This window comes from Streptomyces sp. NRRL WC-3742 (genome assembly GCF_000720635.1).
In the GTDB taxonomy this organism is placed as follows: Bacteria; Actinomycetota; Actinomycetes; order Streptomycetales; family Streptomycetaceae; genus Kitasatospora.
Genome location: NZ_JOCF01000110.1, coordinates 1 through 16,809 on the forward strand (window position 1 = coordinate 1; position 16,809 = coordinate 16,809).

Consider the following 16,809-nt stretch of genomic DNA (forward strand, 5'->3'; position numbering starts at 1 on the left):
GTCTCGGAGCCATCCCCACGGCCAAAGGCCAAACCCCCCCCACCCCCCCCCCAACCTACGGCCCCAAAACCACACCACCCCCACCACCCACCCGGCGCCGCCCGCCCACTACCCGTTCGCCTCGCCTCGCCCGGCCCGTTCCCCGGGTTCCCCGGCTCCTGTGTCTCGGAGCCATACCCACGGCCACGGCCATGCCCACGGCCCCGGCCCGATACCTGGCGCCCAATACCTGACGCCTGACGCCCGACGCCCCACCCGAAATTCGGGGGCCGTTCGTCCACCCTGCGGCTACGCTCCCCGGCATGAGCGAGCAGCCTTACACCGGCCCGGACGACCCGCGCGTCGTCGCCCTGACTCCTTGTGAGTTCGCGTTCCCCGGCCCGCTGCGCGACCAGTTGGTCGCGGCCGTGCTCAGCGGGGCCAAGACCAGCACCACGGGCCTGGTCGCCGCCTACGAGCACGAGGGCGAGCCTCTGCCGCAGGCCGGTCGGAGGGCCTCGGTGCCCGATTCGGACGGCCGTACGGTCGCCGTGATCGAGACCGTCGAGGTCCGTGTCGTCCCGCTCGGGGAGGTGGACCTCCAGCACGCCATCGACGAGGGCGAGGACTACGAAACCCTCGCCGGCTGGCGCGCGGCACACGAGCGGTTCTGGAGCAGCCCGGAGATGCTCGCCGCCCTCGATGACCCGGGATTCACCGTGGACGACTCGACCCTCGCCGTGCTGGAACGGTTCCGGCTGGTGGCCGACCTCCGCTGAGCCCGCGCGCGGCTCGCCGGAGGGCGGCCGACCAGCAGCCGGCCCACGTCAACGCTTCACCGAACCTCCCGTGGCACGCATCGACTTGGTGATCGTCTTCCACTTCTTCAGCCGCTCGGAGGCCAGCCGGGCGTCCGAGCGCGAGGCGATCCACTCGTTCTCGCGCTGGAGCTTGAGGTAGCTGTCCATCCGGCGCTGCGGCAGCGTGCCGTCCGCCAGCGCCGCCTGGACGGCGCAGCCGGGCTCGGTGCGGTGCCCGCAGTCGTGGAAGCGGCACTCCTCGGCCAGCTCGGCTATGTCAGCGAAGGCGAGGTCGACGCCTTCGCCACCGTAGAGGCCGACCTCGCGCAGCCCGGGGGTGTCGATGAGCACGCCGCCGCCGGGCAGCGGGATCAGCTCCCGGGTGGTCGTGGTGTGGCGGCCCTTCTGGTCGACCTCGCGGGCCTCCTGGACGGCCATCGCCACGGTGCCGGCGAGGGCGTTGGTGAGCGTGGACTTGCCGACGCCGGACTGGCCGATGACGGCCGTGGTGCCCGGGGTGCAGGCGCGCAGGACGTCGATGCCCTCGCCCGTCTCGGCGCTGACCACGAGCACCGTGACCCCGGGGGCCACCGCCTCGACGTCGGCGCGGATGAAGTCGGCGTCGTCGACGAGGTCGGCCTTGGTGAGGACGACCACCGGTTCGGCGCCGGACTCCCAGGCCAGGGCCAGGAAGCGTTCGATCCGGCCGAGGTCGGGGTCGGCGGCGAGCGAGGAGGCGATCAGGACGGTGTCGACGTTGGCCGCCAGCACCTGGCCGTCCGAGCGCTTGCCGGCGACCTTGCGGATGATCGCGGTGGAGCGCGGCAGCAGTGCGGAGACCGCCGCCATCGGCTGGGCGTACAGGTCGGCCCCGGCCCAGTCGCCCGTGCAGGGGCAGTTGATCATGTCGGCGTCGCCCACCGGCCGGGTGTCGAGGCGGACGGTGCGCACCTCGCCCGTTTCCGGGTCGGCGATGACGGCGTCGCACTGGCCGCGGTCGACCCGGACGATCCGGGCCGGGACGAGCCCGGCCTCGGCGAGCGGGGCGAATTCCTCGGCCAGTTCGGACGTCCAGCCGTAGCCGGCCAGGGGCGACCCGTCGAGAGCAGAGGACGAGGAGGAAGAGGAGGAGAGGGAAGAAGAGATGGAGGCAGCGTTGAACAACGCAGTGGGCCCTTCGGGAGGAGAACGACCCGGCGGGCTACGGCTGACGCGTGAAGGAAGAAGCGGTCAGCCGGCGGCCGGGACAAGGAGGTGAACGCGAGTGCTGCCCAGGGCAGCTATCGGGGCGACAGCGACCAATGGACTCACCTCCTGCTCTCTACTCCTCGGGGCGACCCACGTGGGCCCCGAACCGGACGGGACAAACGCTAGCGGAAGCGAAGGCTCGTGCCAACGGGTTTTTGACCTGCGGAAATGCCGCCCGAACAGGGCCTGACGGAGGTTCTACCCGCCGTACCGGTGCTTGAGGTTGGGGTCGTCCAGCCACCAGGGCCGCATCCCGGCCTCCTCCTCTTCCGGCCGCCCCTCCTCCCGCGCCTGGGCCGCGGCGGCCTCGAAGCGGGCGTCCAGTTCGGCGTCCACCGCCTCGATCTCCTCCCGCCCCTGCACCACCATCCGCCGCACCAGCGCCGCCAGGAACGGCAGCCCGACCAGGTCCCCCAGGACCCAGAAGGCGTTGCCGCCCCAGGTCTGGTCCTGCGCCAGGCTCGGCCCCCAGGGCCGCCCGAGCGCGACGTAGTGGTGCTCGGCGACGAGGTGCCCGCCGTAGATCAGCACCAGCCCGAGCCCGGCGTCGAAGATCACCTCGGCGAAGGTGATGAACAGTCCGACCAGGTGCGGGTACTCGTGCCCGACGGGGTCGATCTGCAGCCGCGGCCAGAAGTAGGCGAGCCCGAGCAGCACCAGCGACAGGTGCAGCACCACGTTGCCCAGCCCGCTGGAGACCGACCACTCGTACCAGGGCGTGAAGTACAGCAGCCACGGCGGCGCCATCAGCAGCGCCGTCGACACGGCCGGGAACATCAGCACCTTGGACGGCCGGCTGCGCAGCGCCCGCAGGATGCGCTCGCGCCGGCGCTCGGGCGAGGCGGCGACCAGCAGGGAGACGGGCGCGCCGAGGGCCAGCAGCAGCGGGACGACCATGAGCAGCAGCACGACCTGCACGGCCCGGTCGGTGAACAGCACCCGGTCGTACACCCCGAGCCCGGAACAGGTGCACCAGATCCACAGCAGCAGCCCGCCGAGGAAGGCCGCCGTGCGCGTCGGCTGCCAGCGCCCTCCGGCGCCGCTCTGCCCGACACCGCGCTGCCCGACACCACGTTCCTCGAGACCAGGCTCCCCTCCCCCGTTCCCGCCACCCCCACGGCGGACGGTGCGCACCGCGGCGAGGTACCAGGCGCCGGCCAGCACCGAGAGGGTGACCACCAGCGGCTCGAAGGTCCAGGAGGTCGCCAGGTCCGACCACTGCCACGCGGGCGGCCCGCTGTACGCCAGGTCGACAGGGGAGGCCGAGGGAGCCCCGGGGCTCCCGGAGGCGGCGAGAACGCCACCCGCGAACGCGCCGCCCGAGAAAGCGCCACCCGAAGGAGCACCGCCCGCGAAAGCACCGCCCGAAAAAGCGCCGTACATCCGTCCGCCCACCTCGTCCGCGCTCACCGCCCGGCCGCTCCCGCGGCCGACGCCGGGCGGGGGCCTCGGCGCCCTGTCATCCTCCCGGCCGTGACGGGCCCGTCCTCGCGCGGGGCCCTCCTCTATACCCGACCCCGGAAGAGGCTTTACCAAACCCTGAAGGAAGCTTTGCCGAGGCAAAGTTCCGGCCTTCCGCAGCCCAAGGGCGCAACCGGCGGGAGGCCACGTTCGTCTGGCAGGATGCACCGTCGGCGATACCGGCCACGTGGGTGAACGACCAAGGGGACGACAACAGGTGCGAAGCACTGCACGCGGCGAGGGCCGTCGGCTGGCCGGGCGCCACCGCAACATCGAGCTGGGCCTGTTGGCGCTCGCGGTGGCCGTCTGTCTGGCCGGCCACATCGACGCCGATCTGGCCCTGACCGGCAAGATGCCGCCCGGACTGCTGGTGCACGGCCTCCTCCTGGGCGGCCTGGCCGGGGTGGCGCACCTGGTGGTGCGCCGGTTCGCCCCGTACGCGGATCCGCTGATCCTGCCGCTGGGCGTCTTCCTGACCGGCTTCGGCCTGATGCTGCTGGACCGGCTGGACATCTCCTACGCGGCGGTGCACGCCAGGAAGGGCGACTACCAGAAGATCCCGGCCGCGCCCTCCCAGATGATGTGGGTCTTCGTCTCGGTCGCGGTGGCGCTGGCGCTGATCGTGCTGGTCAAGCACCACCGCTTCTTCCAGCGGTACGTCTACCTCCTGATGGCGGGCGCGCTGATCCTGCTGGCGGCGCCCGCGTTCTTCCCCGGCCGCCCGGAGGACTTCGGCGCCAAGCGCTGGATCCGCCTCTTCGGCCTCTCCTTCGAGCCGGACGAGTTCGTGAAGGTCGCGATCACGATCTTCTTCGCCGGCTACCTGATGGCCTCGCGCGACGCCCTGGCCCTGGCCGGGCGCAAGGTCTGGGGCCTGACCCTGCCGCGCGGGCGGCACGCCGGGCCGGTGCTGGCGATCTGGGTGGTCAGCCTGCTGGTGCTGATCTTCGAGCGCGACCTCGGCACCTCGCTGATCTTCTTCGGCGTCTTCATCGTCATGCTCTACGTGGCGACCGAGCGCACCAGCTGGGTGGTGCTCGGCCTGCTGATGGCGGTCGGCGGCGCGGCCGTGGTCGGTACGGCGGAGCCGCACGTGCACGGGCGCGTGCTGGCCTGGCTGCACCCGCTGGACTACTACAAGGAGCACCACGATCCGGCGATCATCTCCGACCAGCCCGCCGAGGCCCTGTTCAGCCTGGGCACCGGCCACCTGACCGGTACGGGGCTGGGCTCGGGGCGTCCGTGGCTGATCGGCTTCGCCGGGCGCAGCGACTTCGTGTTCACCACCATCGGCGAGGAGCTGGGCCTGGCGGGGGTGACGGCCGTCCTGATGGTGTACCTGCTGCTCGTCCAGCGCGGGCTGCGCACCGCGATCGGCCTGACGGACCCGTTCGGCAAGCTGCTGGCGGCGGGCCTGTCCTCGGCGCTGGCGTTGCAGGTGTTCGTGGTCGTCGGCGGTGTGAGCGGCCTGGTGCCGCTGACGGGCAAGGCGCTGCCGTTCCTGGCGGCGGGCGGTTCCTCGCTGCTCGCCAACTGGCTGATCGTGGCGCTGCTGATCAAGCTGAGCGACTCCTCCGGCCGGGCCGCGCTGGAACCGGCCCCGCCGCTGTCCGAGCCCCTGCCCGCCCAGGCGGCCGCCACGCCGCGCCCGGAGCAGGGCCGGCCCGCCGAGCCGCAGCCGTTCCCCGCGCAGGAGCCCGCGTCACCGAACACCGATCCGGCGGCCCCCACCGAGGTGCGGCCCGCGTTCGGCGGCCGCACCCCGACGGACCCCCAGCAGCGCTCGTACGGCTACCCGCCCGCCTCGGACCACCCCGCCCAGGGGTACGGCGGCGGCCAGAACCCGGCCTCGGCCTGAAAGCCGACGCCCCGACGCCCCGACGCCCCGACGCCAAGACCACCTGACGCCAAGACCACCTGACGAAACGACGACCCGACGAACGACAGGGCCTCCCCCGCACCCGCGGAGGAGGCCCTGCCCGTGAACCCGTCAGCCCGTCAGCCGGTCAGCCCGTAAACCCGCCCGCCGGCCCGCCGGCCCAGGTCACCTCACCGCTCCTCCCACGGCGGCCGCGGCGGGTACCCCGGCGGCGGCCCCGGGGGCGCCTGGTCCCCCGGCGGGGGCCCCGCCGGCCGGTCGCTGTCCGGCGGGGGCGGCGCCGAACGGTGGTGCGGCCCGCCCCGCGAGGTGAGCCGCCCGCGGACGTTGTCGGCGGCGAGCACGTCCGCCCACCGCTCCGGGTACTCGGAGGGCACGTCGACGTCGTCCGCCTCGTCCTCGCCCCACTCCTCCTCGTGGCCCTCCGCGAGCCCGAGTTCGCGCGCCCGCCGGGCCCGCTCCACGGCCCGCCGCACGGCGACCTCGCGCACGACGGCCGCGGCCGCCGCCTCGTGCGCCCGCTCGTTCTCGGCCCGGGCGTCGGCCGTCTCCAGGGTGGGCCAGCGGCGGTCTATGGCGGCGTTCATGGCCGCGCCGATGAGCACCGCGAGCGCGACCACGAAGATCCACAGCAGTACGGCGACGGGCGCCGCCAGCGAGCCGTACACCGAGGGGCCCTCGACGGAGCTGACCAGGTACACCCGCAGGCCCACGCTGCAGAAGACCAGCACCACCAGGGCGACGAGCGCGCCGGGGATGTCCTCGCGCCAGGGCGTGGAGACGGGGACGGCCAGGTGGTAGAGCGTGGTGAGGGAGACGACGAGCAGCAGGATGGCCACCGGCCAGTACGCGGCGCCGACGAGCCCGGCGATGCCCGGTACGGCGTTCTCGACCAGCCCCGGACCGGCCATCAGCAGCGGCAGCACCAGGGAGCCGATCACCAGGGCGCCGAGGTAGAGGCCCAGCGACATCAGCCGGGTCTTGACGATGCCGCGCTTGCCGTCGAGCCCGTACATGACGGTGATGGTGTCGATGAAGATGTAGAGCGCCCGCGAGCCGGACCACAGGGACAGCAGGAAGCCGATCGAGACCAGGTCGGGCCGGGTGTGGTCGAAGACCTGGTTGAGCAGCGGCACGACGACCTCCTTGACGGAGGAGTCCGACAGGGCCTTCCCTGCGGCCGAGACGATGTCGTGCTTGAGGCGGTCGATGGTGCCGGCGCCGAGGAACGAGTCGAGGTAGCCGAGGGTGGCGGCCAGGCCGAGGAGCAGCGGCGGGATGGACAGCAGGGTGAAGAACGCGGCCTCCGCGGCGAGTCCGGTGACCCGGTACTCGACGCAGGTGTTGGTGGTGTCCCTGACCAGGTCCCACGCGGTGCGGCGCCAGGTGACCGGTTTGGCCGCGCGCCGGGAGCCCTTGCCCCGGCGCCGGGAGGGCCGTTCGGGGTTCGGTCTGGGGGTTTCGCCTGCTGCTTGCACAGGGGTAACGGTATCGGGCCCGTCCCCGCCGCTTGATCTCCCCGGGGGTACCGGCGGGTGGCCGGGTGGCGAACCGGCGGTGCGGCGGCCGGTGGGACGGCCTGCGGCCCCCGGAGCGGCGGGAACCCGGCCGCGTCCCGGATGGTGAAACCGGAGCGTCCAGCATCCGGATGTTAGTGGACCGCGAGTCCCGCGCCGTGCGAATCTCTTGCCATGTCTAGCGCCGGAACCACCCTAGTAGGTCGACTCCACGTCGATCTCCTTCGCGTGTCCAGCGCCATCTGTCCGGTGACCTGAGCTCGACTCCGCCGCCCCACCGCACCCGGCGCCGTCCACACCGCCATCCCCGTCGAAGCGGATGCGCAGGCGCCCGCCCGGCCGCCTCAGGCACTGCGCTCCCGCCCTTGCGCCTCAGCAGCATCCCGGGAAACCCGCAGGTCACAGCAGCATCGACGGCCGAGCACGCCCAGCGACCCACCCGGCGCCAGCGCCACCTGCCCCGAAGGACTCCAGCATGGCCACCACCCCCGAGACCGCCGAGCCCGCCGCCGACCGGCCGGCCGCGAGCCGCCCCGCCGCGGCGCGCAAGGTGACCCGCCACCGCGGCGAGGGCCAGTGGGGCATGGGGCACTTCACCCCGCTGAACGCCAACGAGCAGTTCAAGAAGGACGACGACGGTCTCAATGTGCGGACACGTATTGAGACGATCTACGCGCACCGGGGCTTCGACTCCATCGACCCCGCCGACCTGCGCGGCCGGATGCGCTGGTGGGGTCTGTACACCCAGCGCAAGGAGGGCATCGACGGCGGCAAGACCGCGATCCTGGAGCCCCACGAGCTGGACGCCGAGTTCTTCATGCTCCGCGTGCGCATCGACGGCGGCCGCCTGACCGTCCCCCAGCTGCGCGCCGTCGCCGAGGTCTCCGAGCAGTACGCCCGGGGCACCGCCGACCTGACCGACCGGCAGAACATCCAGTACCACTGGATCCGCATCGAGGACGTCCCGGCGATCTGGCAGAAGCTGGAGGCCGTGGGCCTGTCCACCACCGAGGCGTGCGGCGACACCCCGCGCGTCATCCTCGGCTCGCCGGTCGCCGGCGTCGCCGAGGACGAGATCATCGACGGCACCCCCGCCATCGAGGAGATCCAGCGCCGCTTCATCGGCAACCCGGAGTTCTCCAACCTGCCGCGCAAGTTCAAGTCCGCCGTCTCCGGCTCCCCGCTGCTGGACGTGGCGCACGAGATCAACGACATCTCCTTCGTCGGCGTCGTCCACCCCGAGCACGGGCCCGGCTTCGACCTGTGGGTCGGCGGCGGCCTGTCCACCAACCCCAAGCTGGGCGTGCGCCTGGGCGCCTGGGTGCCGCTGGAGGAGGTCGCCGATGTCTACGGCGGCGTCATCGGCATCTTCCGCGACTACGGCTACCGGCGGCTGCGCAACCGCGCCCGCCTCAAGTTCCTGGTCGCCGACTGGGGCGTGGAGAAGTTCCGCCAGGTGCTCCAGGACGAGTACCTGAAGCGCGAGCTGATCGACGGCCCCGCGCCCGTGGAGCCCGTCTCCCGCTGGCGCGACCACGTCGGCGTCCACCGCCAGAAGGACGGCCGCTTCTACATCGGCTTCGCCCCGCGCGTCGGCCGCGTCGACGGCAAGCTGCTCGGCCTGATCGCCGACCTCGCCGCCGCCCACGGCAGCGACCGGGTGCGCACCACCGCCGAGCAGAAGATGCTGATCCTCGACATCGCCGAGGAGCACGTCGAGTCCGTCGTCGCCGGCCTGGAGGCGCTCGACCTGCGGGTCACCCCGTCGCCGTTCCGCCGCGGCACCATGGCCTGCACCGGCATCGAGTACTGCAAGCTCGCCATCGTCGAGACCAAGGAGCGCGGCCGCACGCTCATCGACGAGCTGGAGAAGCGCCTGCCGGACTTCCAGGAGCCGCTGACCATCAACATCAACGGCTGCCCCAACGCCTGCGCCCGCATCCAGGTCGCCGACATCGGCCTCAAGGGCCAGCTCGTCACCGACGAGCACGGCAACCAGGTCGAGGGCTACCAGGTGCACCTGGGCGGCGCGCTCGGCCTCGAGGCCGGCTTCGGCCGCAAGGTCCGCGGCCTCAAGGTCACCAGCGAGGGCCTGCCCGACTACATCGAGCGCGTGCTGACCCGCTTCCGGGCCGACCGCGCCGAGGGCGAGCGCTTCGCCCAGTGGACGGCCCGCGCCGACGAGGAGCAGCTGTCGTGAGCGGGCGCAGCGAGCGAACCGATCAGGCAGGGCGTGTTCGCGAAGCGAACGCCGAGCGCAGCGAGGTGGGCGATGAGTGAACGAGCCGCACCCTTCTTCTGCCCGTACTGCGGGGACGAGGACCTGCGCCCGTCCGAGGCCGGACACGGCGCCTGGGAATGCCACGGCTGCCGCCGCGCCTTCCAGTTGAAGTTCCTCGGCCTGCTGTCGTCAACCAGCGGAGCACCGACCAACGGGGGTACGTCACATGAGCAGCACGGCGACTGACTACGCGGAGCTCGCGGAGCGGGCCGGCCGCGAGCTGGAGGAGGCCACGCCGCAGGAGATCCTGCGCTGGGCCGCCGACACCTTCGGGAGCCGCTTCTGCGTCACCTCCTCGATGGAGGACGCGGTGGTCGCCCACCTCGCCTCCTCGGTGTTCCCGGGCGTGGACGTCGTGTTCCTGGACACCGGCTACCACTTCCCCGAGACCATCGGCACCCGGGACGCGGTGGCCGCGACCATGCCGGTCAACGTCATCACGCTCAAGCCCCTGAGGACCGTCGCCGAGCAGGACGCCGAGCACGGGCCGAACCTGCACGACCGCGACCCCGACCTGTGCTGCTCGCTGCGCAAGGTCGAGCCGCTCAACCGGGGTCTCGGCGCGTACGACGCCTGGGCCACCGGGCTGCGCCGCGACGAGTCCCCGACCCGGGCGAACACCCCGGTCGTCGCGTGGGACGCGAGGCGCCGCAAGGTCAAGCTCGCCCCGATCGCCCGGTGGACGCAGGAGGACGTGGACGCCTACGTCGCCGCCAACGGCGTGCTGCTCAACCCGCTGCTGTGGGAGGGCTACACCTCGATCGGCTGCTCGCCGCTGTCCTGCACCCGCAAGCCCGGCGAGGGCGAGGACGCCCGCTCCGGCCGCTGGTCCGGCTCGGGCAAGACCGAGTGCGGCATCCACCTCTGACCACCGCTCACCCACCGCGTAAGGACATCACCGTGACAGCTCACACCCTGGCCGCCGCCGGAGCCGCAGAGGCGGCCCCCGCAGCCGCCCCCTGCGAGCGCGGCGCCACCGTGTGGCTGACCGGGCTGCCGAGCGCGGGCAAGACCACGCTCGCCTTCGCCCTGGCCGAGCGGCTGCGCGCCGAGGGCCACCGGGTGGAGGTCCTGGACGGCGACGAGATCCGCGAGTTCCTCTCCAAGGGCCTCGGCTTCTCCCGCGAGGACCGCCACACCAACGTGACCCGGATCGGCTTCGTCGCCGAGAAGCTCGCCGCCAACGGCGTCAAGGTGCTCGCCCCGGTGATCGCCCCGTTCGCCGACTCCCGCGCCGCCGTGCGCGAGCGGCACGCGGCCGCCGGCACCGAGTTCCTGGAGATCCACGTGGCCACCCCGGTGGAGCTGTGCGCCGAACGGGACGTCAAGGGCCTGTACGCCAAGCAGGCGGCGGGCGAGATCACCGGCCTGACCGGTGTGGACGACCCGTACGAGGCGCCGGAGCGCCCGGAGCTGCGCCTGCAGACCCAGGGCCGCGAGGTCACCGAGTCCGCCGCCGAACTGCACGCCTTCCTGACCGAACGGGGCCTGGCATGACCACCGTGACCGACACCTTTGTCCGCGCGGACGACCCTCACCAGAATTCAGAGGGGCCCTTCGCGCTGTCTCACCTGGACGCGCTGGAGGCCGAGTCGGTGCACATCTTCCGCGAGGTCGCGGGGGAGTTCGAGCGCCCGGTGATCCTCTTCTCCGGCGGCAAGGACTCCATCGTCATGCTGCACCTGGCGCTCAAGGCGTTCGCGCCCTCGCCGGTGCCGTTCTCGCTGCTGCACGTCGACACCGGGCACAACTTCCCCGAGGTCATCGCCTACCGCGACCGCGTCGTGGCGCAGCACGGCCTGCGCCTGCACGTGGCCCACGTGCAGGACTTCATCGACCGCGGCGTGCTGCGCGAGCGCCCGGACGGCACCCGCAACCCGCTGCAGACCGTCCCGCTGCTCGACGCGATCGAGTCGAACCGCTTCGACGCCGTCTTCGGCGGCGGCCGCCGGGACGAGGAGAAGGCCCGCGCCAAGGAGCGCGTCTTCTCCCTGCGCGACGAGTTCGGCGCCTGGGACCCGCGCCGCCAGCGCCCCGAGCTGTGGTCGCTGTACAACGGCCGCCACGCGGTGGGCGAGCACGTCCGGGTGTTCCCGCTGTCCAACTGGACGGAGCTGGACGTCTGGCAGTACATCGAGCGCGAGGGCATCGAGCTGCCGGAGATCTACTACGCGCACGAGCGGGACGTCTTCGCCCGCTCCGGCATGTGGCTGACGGCCGGCGAGTGGGGCGGCCCGCGGGAGGACGAGCCCGTGGAGCGGCGCCTGGTGCGCTACCGCACCGTCGGCGACATGTCCTGCACCGGCGCCGTCGACTCGGACGCCACCACCATCGAGGCCGTGATCACCGAGATCGCCGCCAGCCGCCTCACCGAGCGCGGCGCCACCCGCGCCGACGACAAGCTGTCCGAGGCCGCGATGGAAGACCGTAAGCGCGAAGGGTACTTCTAGACAATGAGCACGACGACCGCCACTTCGCTGCTGCGTTTCGCCACCGCCGGTTCCGTCGACGACGGCAAGTCCACCCTGGTCGGGCGGCTGCTGCACGACTCCAAGTCCGTCCTCGCCGACCAGCTGGAGGCCGTCGAGCACGCCTCCCGCAGCCGCGGCAAGGAGGCGCCTGACCTGGCGCTGCTCACCGACGGCCTGCGGGCCGAGCGCGAGCAGGGCATCACCATCGACGTCGCCTACCGCTACTTCGCCACCCCCCGGCGGCGGTTCATCCTCGCCGACACCCCCGGGCACGTGCAGTACACCCGCAACATGGTGACCGGCGCCTCCACCGCCGAGCTCGCCGTCGTCCTGGTCGACGCCCGCAACGGGGTCGTCGAGCAGACCCGCCGGCACGCGGCCGTCGCCGCGCTGCTGCGGGTGCCGCACGTGGTGCTGGCCGTCAACAAGATGGACCTCGTCGAGTACGCGGAGCCCGTGTTCGCGCGGATCGCCGAGGAGTTCACCGCCTACGCCGCCTCCCTGGGCGTCAAGGACGTCCTGGCGGTGCCGATCTCCGCGCTCGCCGGGGACAACGTCGTCGAGCCGTCCTCGCACATGGACTGGTACGGCGGCCCGACGCTGCTGGAGCACCTGGAGACGGTGCCGGTCGGCAGCGACCCGAGCGCCGAGCCGGCCCGCTTCCCCGTCCAGTACGTGATCCGCCCGCAGACCGAGGAGCACCCCGACTACCGCGGCTACGCGGGCCAGTTGGCCTCCGGCGTGCTGCGGGTCGGCGACGAGGTCACCGTGCTGCCCTCCGGGCACACCACCACCGTCGCCGGGATCGACGCGCTGGGCCGCCGGACGGACGTCGCCTGGGCGCCGCAGTCGGTGACCGTTCGCCTCGCCGACGACCTCGACATCTCCCGCGGCGACCTCATCGCCGCCGGTCCGGCCCCCGAGCCCACCAAGGACATCGAGGCGACCGTCAGCCACCTGAACGAGCGGCCGCTGCGCGCCGGGGACAAGGTGCTGCTCAAGCACACCACCCGCACGGTGCGCGCCCTGGTCAAGGAGATCAGCTACCGCATCGACATCGACACCCTCGAACAGCGCTCCGGCGCCGAGGGGTTGAACGTCAACGACATCGGCCGCGTGGTGCTGCGCACCGCCGAGCCGCTGGCGCTCGACGCCTACTCCGACAACCGTCGCACCGGCTCGTTCCTGCTGGTCGACCCGGTGGACGGCACCACTCTCACCGCCGGCATGGCGGGCGAGGCGTTCGACACCGTACGCGCCACGGACACCACAGAGGAGGACTGGGTCTGATGCCCAGCGAGGCGTTCTCGGGCATGGACAAGGAAGGCGGCCGCATCGGCAGCGGCGTCCTCGGCAGCGGCCAGGGCGGCCTGACGCGATGTGCGGGCCGGCAGGGCTGACACCGGCCCTGCCACCGGGCTGTCCCACCCCCCACAGCCGCCCGGCTTGCCCGGCACCCCGCTGCCGCAGCGTCACCTTCCAACTGCCGACCCGAGGCCGCCTCCTGACGGTCCGTCCGCGAACAGGACTCCACCATGGCACCGAACCCGACGCCCGCCCGCACCGACGTCTCCCATAGGCGCATCCGCCCCAACGCCGGGCGCATCAGACGCACCGCCGCGGCCGCCGTCGCCGGTCTGAGCGCCATCGCCCTGCTGTCCGCCTGCTCCTACGGCTCCAAGGCCGACGACAAGCCCAGCGCGGCCGCCCCCGCCGGTTCGGCCACCGGCGCCAAGCTCTCCGCCGACACGGTGAAGATCGGCTACTTCGCCAACCTCACCCACGGCACCCCGCTGGTCGGCCTCCAGGAGGGCCTGTTCCAGAAGGAGTTGGGCGCCACCCAGGTCAAGACCCAGGTCTTCAACGCGGGCCCCGCCGAGATCGAGGCGCTCAACGCCGGCTCCATCGACATCGGCTGGATCGGCCCCTCCCCCGCGATCAACGGCTACACCAAGTCGGACGGCAAGTCGCTGAAGATCATCGGCGGTTCGGCCTCCGGCGGCGTCAAGCTGGTCGTCAACCCCGAGAAGGTCCCCTCGCTGGACGACCTCAAGGGCAAGAAGATCGCCACCCCGCAGCTGGGCAACACCCAGGACGTGGCGCTGCTCAACTACCTGGCCGGCAAGGGCTTCAAGGTCGACGCGGCCTCCGGCGCGGGCGACGTCTCGGTGGTGCGCACCGACAACAAGGTCACCCCCGACGCCTACAAGCAGGGCTCCATAGACGGCGCCTGGGTGCCCGAGCCCACCGCGTCCAAGCTCGTCAGCCTCGGCGCGAAGGTCCTGCTCAACGAGAAGGACGTCTGGCCGGACAAGAAGTTCGTCATCACCAACATCATCGTGTCCCAGAAGTTCCTCAAGGAGCACCCGGACGTGGTGGAGGCCGTGCTGCGCGGCTCGGTGAACACCAACGCCTTCATCAAGGCCAACCCGGACAAGGCCAAGGCCGACGCCAACGAGGCCATCAAGAAGGAGGCCGGCAACGCGCTGGAGCCGGCCGTCCTCGACCCGGCCTGGGCCGACATCGACTTCCTGGACGACCCGCTGGCGAGCACCCTGCAGTCCGAGGCCGACCACGCCGTCACCGCCGGGCTCCTCAAGAAGCCCAACCTGAACGGCATCTACGACCTCACCGCGCTGAACAAGGTCCTCGGCGCCCAGGGCCGGCCCGCCGTGGCGGACGCCGGACTCGGCACCAGGTAACTCCGAGGTCCGGCCCCGCCCGCCCGGTCGATCCCCGATCGATGCCCACCGCGCGGGCGGGGCCCGGACCCCGGCTCCGACTCTCCCGCCCAGCCCGACCACTGACGCAGGAGGTGCCCGGATGACCCCGGCACTGACCACCTCGGCCGACCCCACCGACGCTGCCGCCCCCGCCCCGGCCGACGGCGCGCCCGCCGTCCGCATCTCGCACGTGCACAAGTCCTTCGGCCGCGGGAGCGCGCGCACCCACGTCCTCGACGACATCACCCTCGACGTCGCCCCCGGGGAGTTCGTCACGCTGCTCGGCGCCTCGGGCTGCGGCAAGTCCACCCTGCTCAACCTCGTCGCCGGCCTCGACAGGCCCAGCGCCGGCGAGATCCAGGTGCCCGGCGGCCGCCCCGCCCTGATGTTCCAGGAGCACGCGCTCTTCCCCTGGCTCACCGCCGGCAGGAACATCGAACTGGCCCTCAAGCTCGCCGGCGTGCCCCGCGCCGAGCGCCGCGCCGAGGCCGAGCGCCTCCTCGAACTCGTCCGCCTCGGCGGCGCGTACGGCAAGCGGGTGCACGAGCTCTCCGGCGGCATGCGCCAGCGCGTGGCCATGGCCCGCGCCCTCGCCCAGGGCAGCCAGGTCCTCCTGATGGACGAGCCGTTCGCCGCGCTCGACGCCATCACCCGCGACGTGCTGCACGACGAGATCACCCGCATCTGGGCCGAGCGCCGCCTCACCGTCCTGTTCGTCACCCACAACGTGCGCGAGGCCGTCCGGCTGGCCGAGCGGGTCGTGCTCCTGTCCTCCCGGCCCGGCCGGGTGGCCCGCGAGTGGCGGATCGACCTGCCGCAGCCGCGCCGCATCGAGTCCTCCGGCGTGGCCGACCTGTCCATCGAGATCACCGAAGAACTGCGTGGGGAGATCCGCCGCCATGTCCAGCACTGACACCAAGCCCGCCGGGGCGGTCGGCGACAGCGCCGAGGTCGGCGCCGGCCTGGACGCCCTCGACACGGTCTCCGACCGGCGCCGCCCGCTCGGCGAGGTGCTGCGCACCAAGGCCCTGCCGCCGCTGATCGGCGTCCTGGTGGTGATCGCGCTGTGGCAGGGCGCGTACAGCCTGCACCTCACCTCCTCGTACAAGCTGCCCAGCCCGGCCGACGTGTGGGGCTCCCTCCAGGAGCTCTGGTACAAGGGCACGCTGTTCGAGATCATCTGGACCAGCGTCTGGCGGGGCCTGTCCGGCTTCCTGCTGGCCGTCGTCATCGGCACCCCGATCGGCCTGGTCGTCGCCCGGGTCCGACCGGTGCGCACCGCGATAGGCCCGGTCCTGCAGGGCCTGCAGTCACTGCCCTCCGTCGCCTGGGTGCCGGCGGCCGTCATCTGGCTCGGCATCAACGACTCGATGATGTACGCGGTGATCCTGCTCGGCGCCGTCCCGTCCATCGCCAACGGCCTGGTCGCCGGCATCGACCAGGTGCCGCCGCTGTTCCTGCGCGCCGGGCGCACCATCGGCGCCACGGGCCTGGCCGGCGCCCGGCACGTGCTCCTCCCGGCCGCGCTGCCCGGCTACCTGGCCGGGCTCAAGCAGGGCTGGGCGTTCTCCTGGCGCTCGCTGATGGCCGCGGAGCTCGTCGCCTCCTCCCCCGACCTCGGGCGGGGCCTGGGCCGGTTCCTGGAGGACTCGCGCGAGTTCTCCGACATGTCCGGGGTGCTGCTCGGCATCATCCTCATCCTGTTCGTCGGCATCGCCATCGAGCTGCTGGTGTTCACCCCGGTCGAGCGCCGGGTCCTGCGCAACCGCGGCCTGCTGGCCGCCTCGAAGTAAGGCGCCGCACCGTGCCCGCCCTCCTCCTGATCGCCCACGGCAGCCGCGACCCGCGCCACGCCGCGACCGTCGCCGCGCTCGTCGAGGAGGTGCGGGCCCAGCGGCCGGGCCAGGACGTCGCCACCGCCTACCTGGACCACTGCGCGCCCCGGCTGCCCCAGGTCGTCCACCGCTACGGGCCCGGCGAGGCGGTCGCCGTGCCGCTGCTGCTCAACCGGGCCTACCACGCCAAGCACGACATCCCCGCCGCCCTGCGCTCGGCCGGTTCGGCGCTGCCGGTCGCGGACGTGCTGGGCCCGTCCCCGCTCCTCCTCGCCGCCCTGGAACGCCGCCTCGCCGAGGCCGGGCTGGACGTCGGCTCCGCCGCCGTGCGCGCCCGCACCGGCGTGGTCCTGGCCGCGGCCGGCTCCTCCGACCCCGCCGCCGACGCCGCCACCCGCGCCCTGGCCGCCCACTGGCACCGCACCCGCGGCTGGGCCGCCGTCGAGGTCGCCTACGCCTCCGCCACCGGCCCCCGCGTCCCCGACGCCCTCGCCGCCCTCCGCACCGCCGGCGCCACCCGCACCGCCGTCTCCCCCTACCTCCTCGCCCCCGGCCTCCTCCCCGACCGCATCGCCGCAGCCGCCACCCCCGCCCACCACCCTGTCTCTTATACAC

Annotated in this window: 16 protein-coding genes; 13 read left to right on the forward strand and 3 right to left on the reverse strand. The window is 72.8% G+C overall.

Annotation, left to right across the window (positions count from 1 at the left end):
- Positions 1–302: 302 nt before the first annotated feature.
- Entirely contained in the window at positions 303–758 is a 456-nt protein-coding gene (locus IH61_RS0137825) for an ASCH domain-containing protein (RefSeq protein WP_031078563.1), read from the forward strand.
- Positions 759–806: 48 nt separating this feature from the next.
- Here the strand turns inward: IH61_RS0137825 and rsgA are convergent, their stop codons facing one another.
- On the reverse strand, positions 807–1,943 hold the full coding sequence (rsgA, locus tag IH61_RS0137830) for a ribosome small subunit-dependent GTPase A (protein WP_037973904.1): 1,137 nt from the start codon (positions 1,941–1,943) through the stop codon (positions 807–809).
- 282 nt (positions 1,944–2,225) lie between these two features.
- A complete protein-coding gene (locus IH61_RS45330) occupies positions 2,226–3,437 on the reverse strand; it encodes a cytochrome c oxidase assembly protein (protein WP_158845785.1) in 1,212 nt (403 codons plus the stop codon).
- A 268-nt stretch (positions 3,438–3,705) separates the two neighbouring features.
- Between IH61_RS45330 and IH61_RS0137840 the strand changes: the two genes are divergently transcribed.
- Positions 3,706–5,346 (forward strand): FtsW/RodA/SpoVE family cell cycle protein, encoded by a 1,641-nt coding sequence (locus tag IH61_RS0137840; RefSeq protein WP_063763352.1) that lies wholly within the window; start codon positions 3,706–3,708, stop codon positions 5,344–5,346.
- A gap of 191 nt (positions 5,347–5,537) precedes the next feature.
- Here IH61_RS0137840 and IH61_RS0137845 read toward each other — a convergent pair whose 3' ends face one another.
- Complete coding sequence (locus IH61_RS0137845; protein ID WP_078911702.1) at positions 5,538–6,845, reverse strand: YihY/virulence factor BrkB family protein; 1,308 nt, start codon at positions 6,843–6,845, stop codon at positions 5,538–5,540.
- Between the two features lie 213 nt (positions 6,846–7,058).
- Between IH61_RS0137845 and IH61_RS50115 the strand changes: the two genes are divergently transcribed.
- From IH61_RS50115 to IH61_RS0137895, 11 genes are all read left to right on the forward strand, one after another.
- Positions 7,059–7,142 (forward strand): putative leader peptide, encoded by an 84-nt coding sequence (locus IH61_RS50115; RefSeq protein WP_318264789.1) that lies wholly within the window; start codon positions 7,059–7,061, stop codon positions 7,140–7,142.
- A 217-nt stretch (positions 7,143–7,359) separates the two neighbouring features.
- Positions 7,360–9,084 carry a nitrite/sulfite reductase gene (locus IH61_RS0137850; RefSeq protein ID WP_031078576.1) on the forward strand — a complete coding sequence of 575 codons (1,725 nt, stop codon included), beginning with the start codon at positions 7,360–7,362 and terminating at the stop codon, positions 9,082–9,084.
- A 72-nt stretch (positions 9,085–9,156) separates the two neighbouring features.
- Positions 9,157–9,351 (forward strand): hypothetical protein, encoded by a 195-nt coding sequence (locus IH61_RS45335; RefSeq protein ID WP_078911703.1) that lies wholly within the window; start codon positions 9,157–9,159, stop codon positions 9,349–9,351.
- Positions 9,332–10,033: a phosphoadenylyl-sulfate reductase gene (locus IH61_RS0137855; protein ID WP_031078578.1), complete on the forward strand. Its 702-nt coding sequence runs from the start codon at positions 9,332–9,334 to the stop codon at positions 10,031–10,033. The genes IH61_RS45335 and IH61_RS0137855 overlap by 20 nt, the downstream gene beginning before the upstream one ends.
- Before the next feature lie 47 nt (positions 10,034–10,080).
- Entirely contained in the window at positions 10,081–10,662 is a 582-nt protein-coding gene (gene cysC / locus IH61_RS0137860) for an adenylyl-sulfate kinase (RefSeq protein WP_051838693.1), read from the forward strand.
- Positions 10,659–11,615, forward strand: a complete 957-nt coding sequence (gene cysD, locus IH61_RS0137865; RefSeq protein WP_031078582.1) for a sulfate adenylyltransferase subunit CysD — start codon at positions 10,659–10,661, stop codon at positions 11,613–11,615. The genes cysC and cysD overlap by 4 nt, the downstream gene beginning before the upstream one ends.
- Before the next feature lie 3 nt (positions 11,616–11,618).
- Positions 11,619–12,926, forward strand: a complete 1,308-nt coding sequence (locus tag IH61_RS0137870; RefSeq protein ID WP_031078583.1) for a sulfate adenylyltransferase subunit 1 — start codon at positions 11,619–11,621, stop codon at positions 12,924–12,926.
- Between the two features lie 245 nt (positions 12,927–13,171).
- Positions 13,172–14,338 carry an aliphatic sulfonate ABC transporter substrate-binding protein gene (locus tag IH61_RS0137880; RefSeq protein ID WP_078911704.1) on the forward strand — a complete coding sequence of 389 codons (1,167 nt, stop codon included), beginning with the start codon at positions 13,172–13,174 and terminating at the stop codon, positions 14,336–14,338.
- A gap of 121 nt (positions 14,339–14,459) precedes the next feature.
- Positions 14,460–15,272, forward strand: a complete 813-nt coding sequence (locus tag IH61_RS0137885) for an ABC transporter ATP-binding protein (RefSeq protein WP_031078585.1) — start codon at positions 14,460–14,462, stop codon at positions 15,270–15,272.
- The gene (locus IH61_RS0137890; RefSeq protein ID WP_031078586.1) at positions 15,259–16,152 is read left to right on the forward strand and encodes an ABC transporter permease; all 894 of its coding nucleotides are present in this window, start codon (positions 15,259–15,261) and stop codon (positions 16,150–16,152) included. Before IH61_RS0137885 ends, IH61_RS0137890 begins: the two co-directional genes overlap by 14 nt.
- An 11-nt stretch (positions 16,153–16,163) precedes the next feature.
- Positions 16,164–16,809 (forward strand): sirohydrochlorin chelatase (locus tag IH61_RS0137895; protein ID WP_031078588.1); only part of this gene is annotated, 646 nt, incomplete at its 3' end.

Excerpts from the sequence above, each read along its gene's own strand:
- IH61_RS0137825 (WP_031078563.1), top strand. The coding sequence starts at position 303 with ATGAGCGAGCAGCCTTACACCGGCCCGGACGACCCGCGCGTCGTCGCC.
- IH61_RS50115 (WP_318264789.1), top strand. The coding sequence starts at position 7,059 with ATGTCTAGCGCCGGAACCACCCTAGTAGGTCGACTCCACGTCGATCTC.
- IH61_RS0137850 (WP_031078576.1), top strand. The coding sequence starts at position 7,360 with ATGGCCACCACCCCCGAGACCGCCGAGCCCGCCGCCGACCGGCCGGCC.
- IH61_RS45335 (WP_078911703.1), top strand. The coding sequence starts at position 9,157 with ATGAGTGAACGAGCCGCACCCTTCTTCTGCCCGTACTGCGGGGACGAG.
- IH61_RS0137855 (WP_031078578.1), top strand. The coding sequence starts at position 9,332 with ATGAGCAGCACGGCGACTGACTACGCGGAGCTCGCGGAGCGGGCCGGC.
- cysD (WP_031078582.1), top strand. The coding sequence starts at position 10,659 with ATGACCACCGTGACCGACACCTTTGTCCGCGCGGACGACCCTCACCAG.
- IH61_RS0137870 (WP_031078583.1), top strand. The coding sequence starts at position 11,619 with ATGAGCACGACGACCGCCACTTCGCTGCTGCGTTTCGCCACCGCCGGT.
- IH61_RS0137880 (WP_078911704.1), top strand. The coding sequence starts at position 13,172 with ATGGCACCGAACCCGACGCCCGCCCGCACCGACGTCTCCCATAGGCGC.
- IH61_RS0137885 (WP_031078585.1), top strand. The coding sequence starts at position 14,460 with ATGACCCCGGCACTGACCACCTCGGCCGACCCCACCGACGCTGCCGCC.
- IH61_RS0137890 (WP_031078586.1), top strand. The coding sequence starts at position 15,259 with ATGTCCAGCACTGACACCAAGCCCGCCGGGGCGGTCGGCGACAGCGCC.